This is a genomic window from Streptomyces flavovariabilis, assembly GCF_000725785.1.
Classification (GTDB): domain Bacteria; phylum Actinomycetota; class Actinomycetes; order Streptomycetales; family Streptomycetaceae; genus Streptomyces; species Streptomyces hawaiiensis.
The window spans coordinates 197,355-213,015 of sequence record NZ_JNXD01000006.1 but is presented as its reverse complement, the minus strand read 5'-3'; the positions used below and the strand labels follow the sequence as shown (position 1 = coordinate 213,015).

Below are 15,661 nucleotides of genomic sequence, written 5' to 3'. Positions count from 1 at the left end.
GTTTGTACTGACAAGAATGACAGGGCTGCGCCGCTCCGTGACCCCGAGGGGACGACGATGTCCTTCACTTCCGTCCATCACCGTGCCTGGCTGTCCGAGCAGGACTGCGATCTCGACGCGTTCCGCGCGCTGGTCGAGCAGGCCACCGACCCCGCCGACTTTCCGCACGCCTCCGCGGTGGAGCGGAACGTGCCCGTCTACGACTGCGGCCTGCTCGAAGGCGACCGGGTGGTCCAGGCGGAGCTGGTGCGGGCGCTGGCCGACGGGCCCGGCATCGTGGTCTTCCGTGGCGCCTTTCCCGACCCCCAGGTCGTGGACCGGGCCACCGACGTGTTCGAGGCGCTGATCGCCGAGCAGCGCGCATCGGGTGCGGCGGCCGGTGACCACTTCGCCGCGCCGGGGGCCAACGACCGGGTGTGGAACGCGCTGGAGAAGGCGGCCCTCCACGACCCGGAGGCGTTCGCCGACTACTACGCGAACGAGATCCTGGCCCTGGTGGCCACCGCCTGGCTGGGCCCCGGCCACCAGGTCACCTCCCAGCTCAACGTGGTCAACCCGGGCGGCGCCGCGCAGAGCGTGCACCGCGACTACCACCTGGGCTTCCTGACGAACGAGGTCGCCGCCGCCTACCCGGCGCACGTGCACCGCCTCTCCCCCGTGCTGACGCTCCAGGGCGCGGTAGCGCACTGCGACATGCCCGTGGAGTCCGGCCCGACGATGTACCTGCCGCACTCGCAGAAGTATCAGCCGGGCTATCTCGCCTGGCGGCTGCCGGAGTTCCGGGCGTACTTCGACGCGCACCAGGTGCAGCTGCCGCTCGCCAAGGGCGACGCCGTGTTCTTCAACCCGGCCCTGTTCCACGCGGCCGGCACCAACCGCTCGGCGGACATCCGGCGCATGGCCAACCTGCTCCAGGTGTCGTCCGCGTTCGGCCGGGCGATGGAGACGGTGGACCGGGAGGCGGTGTGCAACGCCGTGTACCCGGTTCTCCTCAAGCGCAAGGCCGAAGGTGCCGACCAGGCGTGGCTGGATCACGTGGTCGCGGCGAGCGCCGAGGGCTACCCCTTCCCCACCAACCTCGACAGCGACCCGCCGGTCGACGGGCTGGCCCCGCCCTCCCAGGCGGATCTGATGCGGCGGGCGCTGCGCGAGGAGTGGACGCCGGAAGCGCTCCGGGCGGAGCTGCGGGCCAGTGCCGAACGACGAGAGAGCTGAGGAACCCGATGGGACTTCTCGACGACAAGGTCGTCCTGGTCAACGGAGGCAGCCAGGGGGTCGGCGCGGCCATCGCGCGGGCCGCGGTCCGCGAGGGTGCGGTCGTCGCCGTCACCGGGCGGCGCCCCGAGCCGGGCGAGGCCCTGGTGCGGGAGCTGACCGCCGTCGGCGGCAAGGCCCTGTACGTACGGGCCGACCTGTCGGACGCCGGGCAGGCCAAGGCCTCCGTGGCCCGGGTCGTGCAGGCGTACGGCCGGGTCGACTGCCTGGTGAACTCGGCCGGGCTGACCTCCCGGGGGACGCTGCTCGACACCACGCCCGAGCTGTTCGACCAGCACATCGGGATCAACCTCAAAGGCCCGTTCTTCGCGATGCAGGCGGCGGTTGCGGACATGGTGGAGCGCGAGGCGCCGGGCACGATCGTCAACATCATCACGTCGTCGGCGCACGGCGGGCAGCCGTTCCTGGCCCCGTACGTCGCCGCCAAGGCGGGGCTGATCGGCCTGACCCGCAACGCCGCGCACGCCCACCGCTGGGACCGGATCCGGATCAACGGCCTCAACATCGGCTGGACGGCGACCGAGGGCGAGGACGCCACGCAGAAAGCCTTCCACGGGGCCGGGGACGACTGGCGTGAGGAGGCCGCCGCGAAGTTGCCCATGGGCAAGCTGGGCCAGCCGGACGAGATCGCCGACTTCGTGGTCTTCCTGCTGTCGGAGCGGTCCGGGGTGGTCACCGGGTCGGTCATCGACTGGGATCAGAACGTGCTCGGCGGACTCGACTGAGGATGTGCCGCGTAGTGGTCGTGTGCGGCGCCGCGGTGGCTGGTCGCGCCCACGCGGCGGAGCCGTATATGAGCACAGCCCCGCGCCCCTGAGGGGCGCACCAACCCTGCAACAAGGAGCAACACCCCATGCGTATCGGAATCCTCGGCCTCGGCCGCATCGGCGCCTTCCACGCCGAGACCCTCTCCGCACTCGACGCCGTCGACTCCCTCGTCGTCACCGACCCGTTCGCGGACGCCGCCAAGGCCGCAGCCGAACGGTTCGGGGCCGATGTCGTGGACTCGCCGGAGGCGCTGCTGGCCGCCGGAGTCGACGGGATCGTCGTCGCGGCCGCCACCGACGCCCACCCCGCGCTGATCCTCGCCGGCGTCGAGGCCGGGATCCCGGTCTTCTGCGAGAAGCCCGTCGCCAGGACCATGGCCGAGGGTGTCGAGGTGCTCAAGGCCGTCCGCGGCCGGGACGTGCCGATCCAGATCGGCTACAACCGCCGCTTCGACGCCGGGTTCGTCAACGCCCGTGCCGCCGTGCTCAGCGGTGAGCTCGGCACGCTGCACACGGTCCGCTCGACCACGCTGGACCCGGCGCCGCCGCCGGCCGCGTACATCGCCGCCTCCGGCGGCATCTTCCGCGACTGCTCGGTGCACGACTTCGACATCATCCGCTGGGTGACCGGCCGCGAGGTGACCGAGGTGTACGCCGTGGGCGGCAACCGCGGCGCCGACTTCATCAAGGAGGCGGGCGACGCCGACACCACCGGCGCGATCCTCACCCTCGACGACGGCACCATCGCGGTGGTCTCCAACTCCCGTCACAACGCCCGCGGTTACGACGTCCGCATGGAGATCCACGGCTTCCAGGACTCCATCGCCGTCGGCCTGGAGGACAAGCTGCCGCTGCGCTCGGTCGAGCCCGGGGTGACCTTCCCGGCCGGCACCCCGCACGACTTCTTCATGGACCGCTTCACCGCCGCCTACCGCGCCGAACTGACCGCGTTCACCGAGGTCGTCGCCGGCACCCGCCCCTCCCCCTGCACGATCGAGGACGCCCTGGAGGCGGGCTGGATCGCCGACGCGTGCACCCTGTCCCTGCGCGAGCACCGTCCCGTGACGGTCCAGGAGGTACGGCAGGCATGAGCGAGAAGGGCCGGGAACCCCTGCGCATAGGTGTGCTGGGAGCCGCGCGGATCACCGAACGCTCCCTGATCGACCCGGCCCGGGCGACCGGCCACCGCCTCGTCGCGGTGGCCGCCCGCGACCGCGCCCGCGCCGAGACGTTCGCCGCCCGGCACGGCGTGGAGCGGGTGGCGGGCACGTACGCCGAGCTGATCGCCGATCCCGAGGTCGACGTCGTCTACAACCCGCTCGCCAACGGCCTGCACGGCCCGTGGAACCTGGCCGCCCTCGCGGCCGGCAAGCACGTGCTGTCGGAGAAGCCGTCGGCGAGCAACGCGCAGGAGGCGGCGGAGGTACGGCAGGCCGCCGGGAGGTCGGGGACGGTCTTCATGGAGGCCTTCCACTACCTCTTCCACCCCGTCACCCGGCGCCTGCACGAGCTGCTCGCCTCGGGCGAGCTGGGCGAACTGCGGCACGTCGAGGCGATGGTCGCCATCGCCGCGCCGCCGGACACGGACCCGCGCTGGTCACTGCCGCTGGCCGGCGGCGCCCTGATGGACCTCGGCTGCTACAGCGTGCACGCGCTGCGGATGCTCGCCCCCTGGGCGGGCGGCGCCCCGCGCCCGGCCGCGGCCCGGGCCGGTGAACGCGCGGGCGCGCCCGGTGTCGACGAATGGCTCGACGCCGACCTGGAGTATCCCGGTGGCGCGACGGGCTCCGCCCGTTGCCACATGGCCCACGACGGCCTGGACATGAGCATCAGGATCATCGGCTCTCGGGGCGAGGCGACGGCCCCGAACTTCGTCCTGCCCCAGCTGGACGACCGCATCGTGATCCGCACACCGCAGGGCGAGCGCACGGAACTTCTCGGCACGCGCTCGTCGTACACGTACCAGCTGGAGGCGTTCGCGGCCCGGGTCCGGGAGGGCGCGCCGCTGCCGCTGGACGCGGACGACGCGGTGACGACGATGGAGCTCATCGACGCGTGTTACCGGAAGGCCGGGTTCGAGCCGCGGCCACGTACCGCGATGTGACCACACGGCCGGACAGACAGGGCCCGGGGACCTGCCCCGGGCCCTGTCTCACGCGTACAGCGCCGGCTTCTCCACCAGTTCGACTTCCACCCGCCCGCCGTCCTCCAGTGCCCGGACCCCCGCCTCGCACACCGCCGCCGCCGCGTAGCCGTCCCAGGTGCTCGGGCCGGTGGTCTCGCCGCGGCGGGTGGCGTCGATCCAGGTCTGGATCTCGTGGTCGTAGGCCGTCTCGAAGCGTTCGGTCCAGTCCTGGGCGATGGTGCCGCCCCAGCGGCCGGCCATGTTGGTGACCAGGGCGTGGCCGTCGCCGATGCGGGCGGTGCCGCGTTCGCAGACGACTTCGGCCTGGACCTGGTAGCCGAAACCGCAGTTGACGAAGATCTCGACATCGCTGAGGGCGCCGCCGTCGGTCTCGAAGACGACGAACTGGGGGTCCTGCAAGGCGTCCGGGGCGCTGGCCGACGGGGTGGGGCGCAGCACCGTGACCGCCGTGATCTCGTGGCCCAGCAGCCAGCGGGTCGCGTCGGCCTCGTGGGCGACGGAGTCGCTGATGAGCATGGAGCTGGTGAAGAAGGGCGGGCTGGCGACGTTGCGGTGCCGGTTGTGCAGCATCAGCGGACGGCCCAGCTGGCCCGTCGTCAGCAGGGCCTTCAGCTTCGCGTACTCGGGGTCGTAGCGGCGCATGAAGCCGACCTGGACCCGGCGGTGGCCGAGGCGCAGTTCGGCTTCGAGGACGCGCAGGGCGGAGGCCGCGTCGGGGGTGAGCGGCTTCTCGCACAGGACGGGCAGATCGTGCTCGAAGGCGGCGAGGAGCGTGGCCTCGTGGGCCGGGCCCGGTGAGGCGATCAGGACGGCGTCGACGTCGGCCGCCGCCATCGCGGCCGCCGGGTCGGTGTAGGCGGTGCAGCCGTCGACACGGGCGGCGACGGCCTTCGCGCGCTCCGCGTCGACGTCCACGACGGCTGCCACCCGTGCCCCGCTGGTGACTTCGTGAATGCGGCGCACATGGTCGGCGCCCATCCTTCCGGTACCGATGACCGCGACTCCGAGTGTGGCGCGCTCAGCCATGGCCGTCCTTTCGGGTCGTCAGGCGCCGCAGGACCTCAGGAACTTGCGGGTCCGCACCGCGATCGGCAGCGGCTTGTCCGGCTCGCAGGGGTACATGTCCTGCTCGACGATGGCGAAGAGGTCCACGCCCAGCTTCTGGGCGGCCGTAAGCACCGGACCCAACTCGGGTACACCGGCGGGCGGTTCGCACATGACTCCGCGGGCCACGGCGGGGCCGAACGGCATCTCGTTCTTGACCACGTCGGCGAGGATCTCCGGGTCGACCTGCTTGAGGTGGAGGTAGCCGATGCGCTCGCCGTACGTCTCGATCAGCTTCACGCTGTCGCCACCGCAGTAGGCGTAGTGCCCGGTGTCCAGGCAGAGGTTGACGTGGTCGGAGTCGGTCGAGTCGAGGAACTGCTCGACGTGCTCCTCGGTGTCGATGTGGGTGTCGGCGTGCGGGTGGACGACGATGTCCAGGCCGTAGGTGTCCTTCACCTCGCGGCCGAGGCGCTCCATGCCCGTGGTGAGGTTGCGCCACTGCTCGGTGGTGAGCTCCGGGGGCTCCAGGATCTCGGCGGTCTTGTCGTCCCGCCAGAAGGACGGGATGACGACCAGGTGCTTGGCGTCCATGGCCTGGGTGAGGGCGGCGACCCGGCTGACCTGCTCCCAGGTGGAGTCCCACTCGGAGGGGCCGCGGTGCAGTCCGCAGAAGATCGTCCCGGCGGAGACCTTGAGGTTCCGCTTGGTCACCTCGTCGGTGAGCCGGGCCGGGTCGGTGGGCAGGTAGCCGTACGGGCCGAGTTCTATCCAGCTGTAACCGGCCTCGGTGACCTCGTCGAGGAAGCGTTCCCAGGGCACCTGCTGGGGGTCGTCGGGGAACCAGACGCCCCAGGAGTCGGGGGCGGAGCCGACCCGGATGCGGTCGAGCGCGAAGGCCATGTCAGGACTTTCCTTCCGAAGACGTGGCTACGGGAGCGGTGAGGTCGCCCTCCTCGGGGAGGCCCTCGACGTCGACGCCGCGGACCTGCGCCAACTCGTGCTTGAGGGAGGCGAGTTCGGCGCCGCCGGCCATGTGGTTGGTCAGCTCCTCGAGGCTGACGTCGCTGCGGGAGGCGGACAGTTCCATGGTGCCCAGGCGCAGCACGCTGAAGTGGTCGCCGACCATGTAGGCGTGGTGCGGGTTGTGGGTGATGAAGATGACGCCCAGGCCCTTCTCGCGGGCGGCGGCGATGTACTTCAGCACCACACCGGACTGCTTGACGCCGAGGGCGGCGGTCGGCTCGTCCAGGATGAGGACGCGGGCGCCGAAGTAGACGGCGCGGGCGATGGCGACGCACTGGCGCTGGCCGCCGGAGAGCGTGCCGATGGGCTGCTCCATGTCGTCCAGGACGATGCCCATGTTGCGCAGTTCCTGGTCCGCGGTCTTCTTCATGTTCTCGATGTCGAGGCGGCGTACGGGCCAGGGGCCCTTGGTCAGCTCGGAGCCGAGGAAGAAGTTGCGCCACACCGGCATCAGCGGGACGACCGCGAGGTCCTGGTAGACCGTGGCGATGCCCTTGTCGAGGGCTTCGCGCGGGGTGGAGAACCGCACCGGTTCGCCGTCGACGAGGAACTCGCCCTCGGTGTGCTGGTGCAGCCCCGAGATGATCTTGATGAGGGTGGACTTGCCGGCGCCGTTGTCGCCGAGGACGCAGGTCACCTTGCCCGGGTGGACTTCGAGGCTGACACCGTGCAGGGCGCGGATGTTGCCGTAGGACTTGCCGGCGCCGCGGAGTTCGACGAGGGGACGCTCGCCGGCGGGCGGGGTGTCTTCGAGGACGGCACCGTGGGTGCCGGTTTCTTTGCTGGTCATCGCGGTCACCTCCGGGTCGCCGTGCGCTGGACCCACAGATTGATGAGAACGGCGCCGAGGAGCATCACGCCGAGGAAGGCCTTGAACCAGTCGGGGTTCCAGCCGGCGTAGACGATGCCCTGCTGCACCATGCCGAACATGAAGGCGCCGAAGACCGGGCCGATCGCGGAGCCGTAGCCACCGGTGAGCAGACAGCCGCCGATGACGGCCGCGGCGATGTAGATGAGCTCCTGGCCCACGCCCTCGCCGGACTGCACGGTGTTGAAGGAGAACAGCTGGTGCATGCCGACGAACCAGGCGCCGAAGCCGACCAGCATGAACAGGGAGATCTTGGTGAAGGTCACGGGCACGCCGACGGCCCGCGCGGAGTCCTTGTTGCCACCGACGGCGAAGATCCAGTTGCCGTACTTGGTGCGCAGCAGCACCCAGGTGGCCAGGGCCGCGAAGGCCAGCCACCACACGACGGTGATCTTGACGTTGACCCCGCCGACGGTGAAGGTCGAGGCGAAGAGCTTCTGCGCCTGGGTGAAGCCGTCCATGTCGCTGATGTCGTCGGTGGCCACGTTCCCCGTGACCAGCTTCGTGATCGCGAGGTTCACGCCCTGGAGGATCAGGAAGGTGCCCAGGGTGACCAGGAAGCTCGGCAGGCCGGTCTTGACCAGCAGCCAGCCGTTGAAGGCGCCGATCGCGAGCGACACGAGCAGGGCGACGATCACGCCGACCCAGATGTTCATGGTCAGCTGGTAGCTGAGCATGGACGCGGTCAGCGCCGAGGTGATCACGGCGACACCGGCGGACAGGTCGAACTCGCCGCCGATCATCAGCAGGGCCACGGGCAGCGCCATGATCCCGATGGTCGACGACTGGTACAGGATGTTCGCCATCGAGCTGCCGTCGCGCACCGGCGGCGCGGCGAACAGGAAGAACACGAGCACGGCGACGGCCCCGAGGAACACACCGACCTCGGGCCGGGCCAGCAGCCGCAGTGCCAGCGGGCGCTGCCGCGTCCGGCCGTCGGACTGCTTCGGGCCGGGGGCCGGCGGTGTTCCCACCGCCGGCGTGGCCTGCTGGGTCATGCTCATCACCGGGTGCCCTTCGCGGCGAACTCCCCGATCTTGTCGACGTTGGACTTGTCGACGAAGGCCGGGCCGGTCAGCACGGGCTGCTCGCCGCCGCCGCTGTAGTTGCCGTTGTTCTTGTAGAGCCACAGGCCGTCGACGGCCAGGTAGCCCTGGAGGTAGGGCTGCTGGTCCACCGCGAACTGGATGTCGCCGCTCTTGACGGCCTTGATGAGGTCCTTGTTGAGGTCGAAGGTGGCGACCTTCGCCTTGCTGCCGGCGTCGCCGATCGACTGCACGGCGGTCAGCGCGAAGGGCGCGCCGAGCGTGACGACATAGTCGATGGACGGGTCCTGCTTCAGCTTGGCGGTGATCGTCGACTTCACGGACGGCATGTCGGTGCCGTTGACGTTCTGGGTGTCGAGCTTGCCGTCGAAGGTCTTCTCCACACCGTCGCAGCGCTGGGTGAGGCCCACGTTGCCCTGCTCCTGCACGACGCAGAGGGCGTGCTTGGCGCCGACCTCGTTGAGCTTCTTGCCGAAGGCCTCACCCGCGACGGACTCGTCCTGGCCGAAGAACTCCAGCATGTTGAGCTTCTTCCAGTCGCTCAGACCGGAGTTGAGGCCGACGACGGGTATGCCGGACTTCTCGGCCTTGCCTATGACGCCCTTGAGGGCGTCCGGCTTGGCGAGGGTGACGGCGATGCCGTCGACCTTCTGGTCGATCGCGTTCTGGACCAGGTTGGCCTGGTTGCCCGCGTTCGGGTCGGCCGAGTAGATGAGCTTGATGTTGTCCTTGGCGGCGGCGGCCTCGGCGCCCTTGCGGACGGTGTCCCAGAACGTGTCGCCGGGCGCCTGGTGGGTGACGAGGGCGACGGTCATGCGGGGCGTGGTCGCCTTGCCGGCGGAGGCGTTCGCGGCGCCTTCCTCGGACTTCTTGCCCCCGGAACTGCTGGAACAGCCGGCGAGGGTCAGGGCCGCTGCCGCGGCCACGGCGACAACCGGCGCGATTCTGCGGGAGCGGGGGTGAGAAGAGCGGTCCATCTTTCCTGGCACCTCACTGTGCTACTGCGGGGGAAAGGAGGGGATCACGAGGGATCCGTGGTCCCGGAGCCTTACGGAGTCCGGATCATGATGCCGCAAACAGACTGTTGCGATGCCACGGGATACAAGTCCCTGCCGCGCCCGCTGTCAATACTTTGTTAAGACATCATTTCACGAGCAGGTCCGAATGTAAGTACAAACTATTGACACAGCCGCCCTCCGAGACCTACACCTGTGAGGCGGCAGGTCCCGTGGATCCACGCCCCCACCGTGGCAGGGCGCCCCAGGACCCGCATCCCCAGCTTCCCGAGGAGGTCGCGCATGGCCGAGCCAGCCCAGTATTTCGATGTGATCACGATGGGCCGCATCGGGGTCGACCTCTACCCCCTGCAGACCGGCGTCCCCCTGGAGCGAGTGGAGACGTTCGGGAAATTCCTGGGAGGTTCCGCGGCCAATGTGGCGGTCGCCGCGGCCCGCCTGGGACGCCGCACGGCGGTGATCACGCGCACCGGCGACGACCCCTTCGGCACGTACCTGCACGAGGAGCTGAAGAACTTCGGCGTCGACGACCGCTGGGTCACCCCGGTCGCCGCGTACCCGACGCCGGTCACGTTCTGCGAGATCTTCCCGCCGGACGACTTCCCGCTGTACTTCTACCGCCGCCCCAAGGCGCCGGACCTGGAGATCCACACCGACGAGCTGGACTTCTTCGGCATCCGCGAGGCCCGCATCTTCTGGATCACCGGCACCGGCCTGAGCGAGGAGCCCAGCCGCTCCGCCACGCTCGCCGCCCTCAAGGCCCGCGACAAGGCGGGCACCACCGTCTTCGACCTCGACTGGCGCCCGATGTTCTGGCGCGACCCCGAGGAGGCCCGCCCGTACTACCGCGAGGCCCTGCGGCACGCCACGGTCGCCGTCGGCAACCTCGACGAGTGCGAGATCGCCACCGGCGTGCGCGAGCCGCAGGCCTGCGCGCAGGCGCTCCTGGAGGCGGGCGTGGAGCTGGCCGTCGTCAAGCAGGGCCCCAAGGGCGTCCTGGCCGTGCACCGCGACGGCACCCGGGCCGAGGTGCCGCCGGTGCCCGTCGAGGTGGTCAACGGTCTCGGCGCGGGCGACGCCTTCGGCGGCTCGCTCTGCCACGGTCTGCTCGCCGGCTGGGACCTGGAGCGCACCATGCGCCACGCCAACGCCGCCGGTGCCCTCGTCGCCTCGCGCCTCGCCTGCTCGTCCGCGATGCCCACCAAGTCCGAGGTCGAGAACCTCCTCGCCGGGGTGCCGTCGCCGAGCACGAGCCACTGAAAATGGAGCCTCCCTTGAACATCGGCATCCCCGACCTCGCCACCGTCCGAGCCCGCAACCCCGAGGCCGTCGCCGAGACGGCGGCCCGCCGTGGGCGTCGGCCGCTGATCGGCGACAGCGGTCGGCTGATGATCGTGGCCGCCGACCACCCGGCGCGCGGCGCCCTCGGGGTGGGCGACCGGCGCCTGGCCATGGCCAACCGTGCCGATCTGCTGGAACGGCTGTGCACCGCGCTGTCGCGGCCCGGTGTCGACGGGGTGCTCGCCACCGCCGACATCCTGGAGGACCTGCTCCTGCTCGGGGTGCTGGAGAACAAGGTCGTCATGGGCTCGATGAACCGCGGGGGCCTCGCCGGCGCCGCCTTCGAGATGGACGACCGCTTCACCGGCCACCGCGCCGAGGACATCGCCCGGCTCCGCTTCGACGCGGGCAAGCTCCTGGTCCGCATCGACTACGACGACCCGGGCTCGCTGACCACCCTGGAGTCCACCGCGCGGGCGATCGACGCCATGGCGGCCCACCGGCTGCCCCTGTTCGTCGAGCCGTTCATCTCCCGGCGGGTCGACGGCAGGGTCCGCAACGACCTGTCCGCCGAGGCCGTCACCCGGTCCATCGCGATCGCCTCGGGCCTGGGCGGCACCTCCGCCTACACCTGGCTGAAGCTGCCCGTCACCGACGACCCGGACGACATGGCCGAGGTCCTGGAGACCTCCACGCTGCCCGTCGTCCTGCTCGGCGGCGAGGTCGGGGACGACCAGGAGGGCGCCTACGAACGCTGGCGCAAGGCCCTGCGGCTGCCCACCGTCCAGGGCATGGTCGTCGGACGGTCGCTGCTCTACCCGGCCGGGGGCAGCGTGGAAGAGGCCGTGGACACGGCCGTCGGTCTGCTGTGATCCGGAGGATGCAATGACGTACCACCTTCCCGCCGGCAAGGCCCTCGGCGGCCCCTACGCCGTCGACGTGACACCCGAGAAGGCCGGCTGGGGCCATTCCAGCCTGCGGATCCTGGAGCTGCCGCCGGGCGGCGCGCACTCCTTCGACACCGGTGACAGCGAGTGGATCGTCGTACCGCTGAGCGGCGGCTGCACGGTCGCCGCGGCGGACGACTTCGGCCAGGAGACTTTCGAACTCCGGGGTCGAGCCGACGTCTTCAGCGGCGTCAGCGACTTCGCGTACGTCCCGCGCGACGCCCGCGCGAGCGTGACGTCCGCCGGGGGCGGCCGGTTCGCGCTGACCGGCGCGCGCTGCACCCGCCGGCTGCCCGCCCGCTACGGCCCGGCCTCCGAGGTCCCGGTGGAGCTGCGGGGCACCGGGAACTGCTCCCGGCAGGTCAACAACTTCGGCGCGGCCGGGGTCTTCGAGTGCGACAAGCTCATCGCGGTCGAGGTGATCACCCCGGGCGGCAACTGGTCGTCGTTCCCCCCGCACAAGCACGACGAGCACCGGCCGGGCGAGGAGTCCGTGCTGGAGGAGATCTACTACTTCGAGTTCGCCGGCCACGACGGGATCCCCGGGCTCGGCTACCAGCGGGTCTCCCCGTCCGGGCCGGGCCGGGACACCGACGTCCTGGCCGAGGTCCGCGACGGGGACGTCGTCCTGATCCCGGACGGCTGGCACGGGCCGTCGATGGCCACACCCGGCCACCACATGTACTACCTCAACGTCATGGCGGGCCCGGAGGCCGAGCGCGCCTGGCTGATCTGCGACCACCCCGACCACGCCTGGATCCGCGACACCTGGCCGGACCAGCCGGTCGATCCCCGGCTCCCCCTCTACACCGCCCCGGAGACCTCCGTATGAGCGCCCCCACCCGCCGACTGACGACCGCCCAGGCCCTGGTGCGGTTCCTGTCCGCCCAGTACACCGAGCGGGACGGCGTGCGCCGCCGGCTGATCGCCGGGACCTGGGGCATCTTCGGGCATGGCAACGTTGCCGGGGTCGGCCAGGCGCTGGTCGAGTACGCCGATGTGATGCCGTTCCACCAGGGCCGCAACGAGCAGTCCATGGTGCATGCGGCGGTCGGCTACGCCCGGCAGCTGAACCGCCTGTCCGCGCAGGCGGTGACGACCTCGATCGGCCCGGGCGCCACCAACCTGGTCACGGGTGCGGCCCTGGCGACGATCAACCGGCTGCCGGTGCTGCTCCTGCCCGGCGACTACTTCGCCTCGCACGCCCCCGACCCGCTGCTCCAGCAGTTGGAACACCCGGTCGAGGCCGACGTGTCGGTCAACGACACCCTGCGCCCGGTGTCGCGGTACTTCGACCGGATCACCCGCCCCGAGGCGCTGATCCCCTCGGCGCTCCAGGCGATGCGGGTACTGGCCGACCCGGCCGAGACCGGCGCCGTCACCCTCGCCCTGCCGCAGGACGTGCAGGCGGAGGCGTACGACTGGCCGGAGGAGTTCTTCGCCGAGCGCGTCTGGTACGTACGGCGCCCCGCGCCCGACCCGGTCGAGCTGAGCACCGCGATCGAGGCGATCCGGTCGGCCGAGCGGCCGCTGATCGTGGCGGGCGGCGGCGTCCACCACAGCGAGGCCGAGGACGCGCTGAAGGCGTTCGTGGAGGCCACCCGCATCCCGGTCGCCTCCACCCAGGCCGGCAAGGGCTCGCTGCGCCACGACCACCCCGCCGACCTCGGCGGCATCGGCCACACCGGCACGGCGGTCAGTGACGCGCTCGCCCGCACCGCCGACCTGGTGATCGGCGTCGGCACCCGCTACACGGACTTCACCACCGCCTCCGGCACCCTCTTCCAGAACCCGGACGTACGGTTCCTCAACCTCAACATCACCGGCTTCGACGCGCACAAGCTGGCCGCGCGCACGCTGGTCTGCGACGCGCGGACGGGGCTGGAGAAGCTGGCCGAGGGGCTGTCCGGGCACCGCGTGTCCGAGGCGTACGAGGCCGAGTCCCGCGCCGGCAAGGCGCGCTGGGACGAGGTCGTCGAGGCCGCCTACCGGGCCGCCGACGAGAACGCGGTCCCGACCCAGACGCAGGTGCTCGGCGCGCTGGACGCCGCCGTCGGCGACGACGACGTGGTGATCAACGCGGCCGGCTCGCTCCCCGGCGACCTGCACAAGCTGTGGCGCTCCCGCAGCCCGCGCCAGTACCACCTGGAGTACGGCTACTCCTGCATGGGCTACGAGATCCCGGCCGGCATCGGCGTCCAGCAGGCCGCCCCGGGCACCCCGGTGTGGGCGCTGGTCGGTGACGGCACCTACCTGATGATGCCGACGGAGATCGTCACCGCCGTCCAGGAGGGCCTGCCGGTCAACATCGTCCTCCTCCAGAACCACGGCTACGCCTCCATCGGCGGTCTGTCGGAGGAGACCGGCGGCGAGCGGTTCGGCACCGCCTACCGCTTCCGCGCCGCCGACGGCACGTTCACCGGCGCTCCGCTCCCGGTCGACCTCGCCGCCAACGCGGCCAGCCTCGGCATGCACGTCCTGCGCGCTAAGACCGTGCGGGAGCTGCGCGAGGCCCTGGCCGCGGCCCGCGCCTCCGACCGTCCGACGTGCGTGTACGTCGAGACCGACCCGGCCCCGACCGCTCCCCCGGCCGAGGCCTGGTGGGACGTACCCGTGGCCGAGACCGCCTCCCGCGAGGCGGCCGTCGCGGCCCGTGAGCGCTACGACCGCCAGGCGGCCGGGCGCCGCCGCCACCTCTGACCCTCCCCGCTGCTGCCGAACTCAGGCTTCACGAAAGGCCCTTGCGCACCATGAAGACCATCACCCACTGGATCGACGGCAAGCCCGTCGAGGGCACCTCCGGCCGGTTCGGCCCCGTCTACAACCCGGCGACCGGCGCCCAGGAGAAGCAGGTCGCGTTCGCGTCCGTCGACGAGGTCGATGCCGCGGTCGCCTCCGCCAGGGCCGCCTTCGAGAGCTGGGGCGAGTCCTCCCTGGCCAAGCGCACGGCGATCCTGTTCAAGTACCGCGAACTGCTGGACGCCCACCGCGACGAGATCGCCGAGCTGATCACCGCCGAGCACGGCAAGGTGCACTCCGACGCGCTCGGCGAGGTCGCGCGCGGCATGGAGATCGTGGAACTCGCCTGTGGGATCTCCGTCCAGCTCAAGGGCGAGCTGTCCACCCAGGTCTCCACCCGGGTGGACGTGGCCTCGATCCGCCAGCCGCTGGGCGTGGTCGCGGGCATCACGCCGTTCAACTTCCCGGCGATGGTGCCGATGTGGATGTTCCCGCTGGCCATCGCCTGCGGGAACACGTTCGTGCTGAAGCCGTCGGAGAAGGACCCGTCGGCCTCCCTCCGTCTGGCCGAGCTGGCCACCGAGGCGGGCCTGCCGGAGGGCGTCCTGAACATCGTGCAGGGCGACAAGACGGCCGTGGACCGCATCCTGGAGCACCCGGACATCGAGGCGGTGTCCTTCGTCGGCTCGACGCCGATCGCCAAGTACATCCAGCTGAAGGCCGTCGAGCACGGCAAGCGGGTGCAGGCCCTGGGCGGCGCCAAGAACCACATGCTGGTGCTGCCCGACGCCGACCTGGAACTCGCCGCCGACCAGGCCATCAACGCCGCGTACGGCTCGGCGGGCGAGCGCTGCATGGCCGTGTCGGTGGTCGTGGCCGTCGGTGACATCGGTGACGAGCTGGTCGGCAAGATCGCCGAGCGCGCGAAGAACCTGAAGATCGGCCCCGGCGACGACCCGGCGTCCGAGATGGGCCCGCTGATCACCCGCGAGCACCGCGACAAGGTGGCGTCGTACGTGTCCTCGGCCGCCGAGCAGGGCGCCGAGGTCGTCGTCGACGGCACGGGCTTCTCGGTCGACGGCCACGAGAAGGGCTTCTTCCTCGGCGTCTCCCTGCTGGACCGGGTGCCGCTGACGGCGGACGCCTACCGGGACGAGATCTTCGGCCCTGTGCTGGCGGTCGTACGGACGGAGACGTACGAGGAGGCCATCCAGCTGATCAACTCCTCCCGCTGGGGCAACGGCACCGCGATCTTCACCCGGGACGGCGGCGCGGCCCGCCGCTTCCAGCTGGAGGTCAAGGCGGGCATGGTGGGCGTCAACGTGCCGATCCCGGTCCCCGTCGGCTATCACTCCTTCGGCGGCTGGAAGGACTCCCTCTTCGGCGACCTGCACATCTACGGCAACGACGGCATCGCCTTCTACACGCAGGGCAAGGTCATCACCACGCGCTGGCCGGACCCGGCCGACGGCGGCATCAACCTCGGTTTCCCGAGCAACTCCTGAC

14 protein-coding genes are annotated in these 15,661 nt (G+C 71.0%); 9 read left to right on the top strand and 5 right to left on the bottom strand.

The genetic code is table 11. The features are described 5' to 3' along the window. Positions 1–57 precede the first annotated feature (57 nt). The 4 genes from IO24_RS0113215 to IO24_RS0113200 all read left to right on the top strand — a co-directional run bounded on the left by IO24_RS0113215 (position 58) and on the right by IO24_RS0113200 (position 4,146). A complete protein-coding gene (locus IO24_RS0113215; RefSeq protein ID WP_031135275.1) occupies positions 58–1,215 on the top strand; it encodes a phytanoyl-CoA dioxygenase family protein in 1,158 nt (385 codons plus the stop codon). A gap of 8 nt (positions 1,216–1,223) precedes the next feature. Further along, a complete protein-coding gene (locus IO24_RS0113210; RefSeq protein ID WP_031135273.1) occupies positions 1,224–2,000 on the top strand; it encodes an SDR family oxidoreductase in 777 nt (258 codons plus the stop codon). A 128-nt stretch (positions 2,001–2,128) separates the two neighbouring features. Next, positions 2,129–3,133, top strand: a complete 1,005-nt coding sequence (locus IO24_RS0113205; protein WP_031135271.1) for a Gfo/Idh/MocA family protein — start codon at positions 2,129–2,131, stop codon at positions 3,131–3,133. Beyond that, positions 3,130–4,146 (top strand): Gfo/Idh/MocA family protein, encoded by a 1,017-nt coding sequence (locus IO24_RS0113200; RefSeq protein WP_031135269.1) that lies wholly within the window; start codon positions 3,130–3,132, stop codon positions 4,144–4,146. Before IO24_RS0113205 ends, IO24_RS0113200 begins: the two co-directional genes overlap by 4 nt. 48 nt (positions 4,147–4,194) lie before the next feature. On the opposite strand, the gene IO24_RS0113195 is transcribed toward IO24_RS0113200, so the two are convergent. From IO24_RS0113195 to IO24_RS0113175, 5 genes are read right to left on the bottom strand one after another with little or no spacing between them, the layout of a single operon-like run. Next, positions 4,195–5,214: a Gfo/Idh/MocA family protein gene (locus IO24_RS0113195; RefSeq protein WP_031135267.1), complete on the bottom strand. Its 1,020-nt coding sequence runs from the start codon at positions 5,212–5,214 to the stop codon at positions 4,195–4,197. An 18-nt stretch (positions 5,215–5,232) separates the two neighbouring features. Continuing rightward, entirely contained in the window at positions 5,233–6,135 is a 903-nt protein-coding gene (locus IO24_RS0113190; protein ID WP_031135265.1) for a sugar phosphate isomerase/epimerase family protein, read from the bottom strand. A 1-nt stretch (position 6,136) separates the two neighbouring features. Then, positions 6,137–7,048, bottom strand: a complete 912-nt coding sequence (locus tag IO24_RS0113185; RefSeq protein WP_031135263.1) for an ATP-binding cassette domain-containing protein — start codon at positions 7,046–7,048, stop codon at positions 6,137–6,139. Between the two features lie 5 nt (positions 7,049–7,053). Next, entirely contained in the window at positions 7,054–8,130 is a 1,077-nt protein-coding gene (locus IO24_RS0113180) for an ABC transporter permease (RefSeq protein WP_031135261.1), read from the bottom strand. Further along, positions 8,130–9,149, bottom strand: coding sequence for a sugar ABC transporter substrate-binding protein (locus IO24_RS0113175; protein WP_031135259.1), 1,020 nt, complete (start codon positions 9,147–9,149; stop codon positions 8,130–8,132). The genes IO24_RS0113180 and IO24_RS0113175 overlap by 1 nt, the downstream gene beginning before the upstream one ends. Before the next feature lie 321 nt (positions 9,150–9,470). Here IO24_RS0113175 and iolC point away from each other — a divergent pair, with 321 nt between their 5' ends. From iolC to IO24_RS0113150, 5 genes are read left to right on the top strand one after another with little or no spacing between them, the layout of a single operon-like run. After that, entirely contained in the window at positions 9,471–10,448 is a 978-nt protein-coding gene (gene iolC / locus IO24_RS0113170; RefSeq protein WP_031135257.1) for a 5-dehydro-2-deoxygluconokinase, read from the top strand. Between the two features lie 14 nt (positions 10,449–10,462). Continuing rightward, a complete protein-coding gene (locus tag IO24_RS0113165) occupies positions 10,463–11,341 on the top strand; it encodes a Cgl0159 family (beta/alpha)8-fold protein (RefSeq protein WP_031135256.1) in 879 nt (292 codons plus the stop codon). A gap of 13 nt (positions 11,342–11,354) precedes the next feature. Then, positions 11,355–12,248: a 5-deoxy-glucuronate isomerase gene (gene iolB / locus IO24_RS0113160; RefSeq protein WP_031135255.1), complete on the top strand. Its 894-nt coding sequence runs from the start codon at positions 11,355–11,357 to the stop codon at positions 12,246–12,248. Beyond that, on the top strand, positions 12,245–14,116 hold the full coding sequence (iolD, locus tag IO24_RS0113155) for a 3D-(3,5/4)-trihydroxycyclohexane-1,2-dione acylhydrolase (decyclizing) (RefSeq protein WP_031135253.1): 1,872 nt from the start codon (positions 12,245–12,247) through the stop codon (positions 14,114–14,116). The genes iolB and iolD overlap by 4 nt, the downstream gene beginning before the upstream one ends. 50 nt (positions 14,117–14,166) lie before the next feature. After that, the gene (locus tag IO24_RS0113150) at positions 14,167–15,660 is read left to right on the top strand and encodes a CoA-acylating methylmalonate-semialdehyde dehydrogenase (protein ID WP_031135251.1); all 1,494 of its coding nucleotides are present in this window, start codon (positions 14,167–14,169) and stop codon (positions 15,658–15,660) included. The last annotated feature ends 1 nt before the right edge of the window (position 15,661 follow it).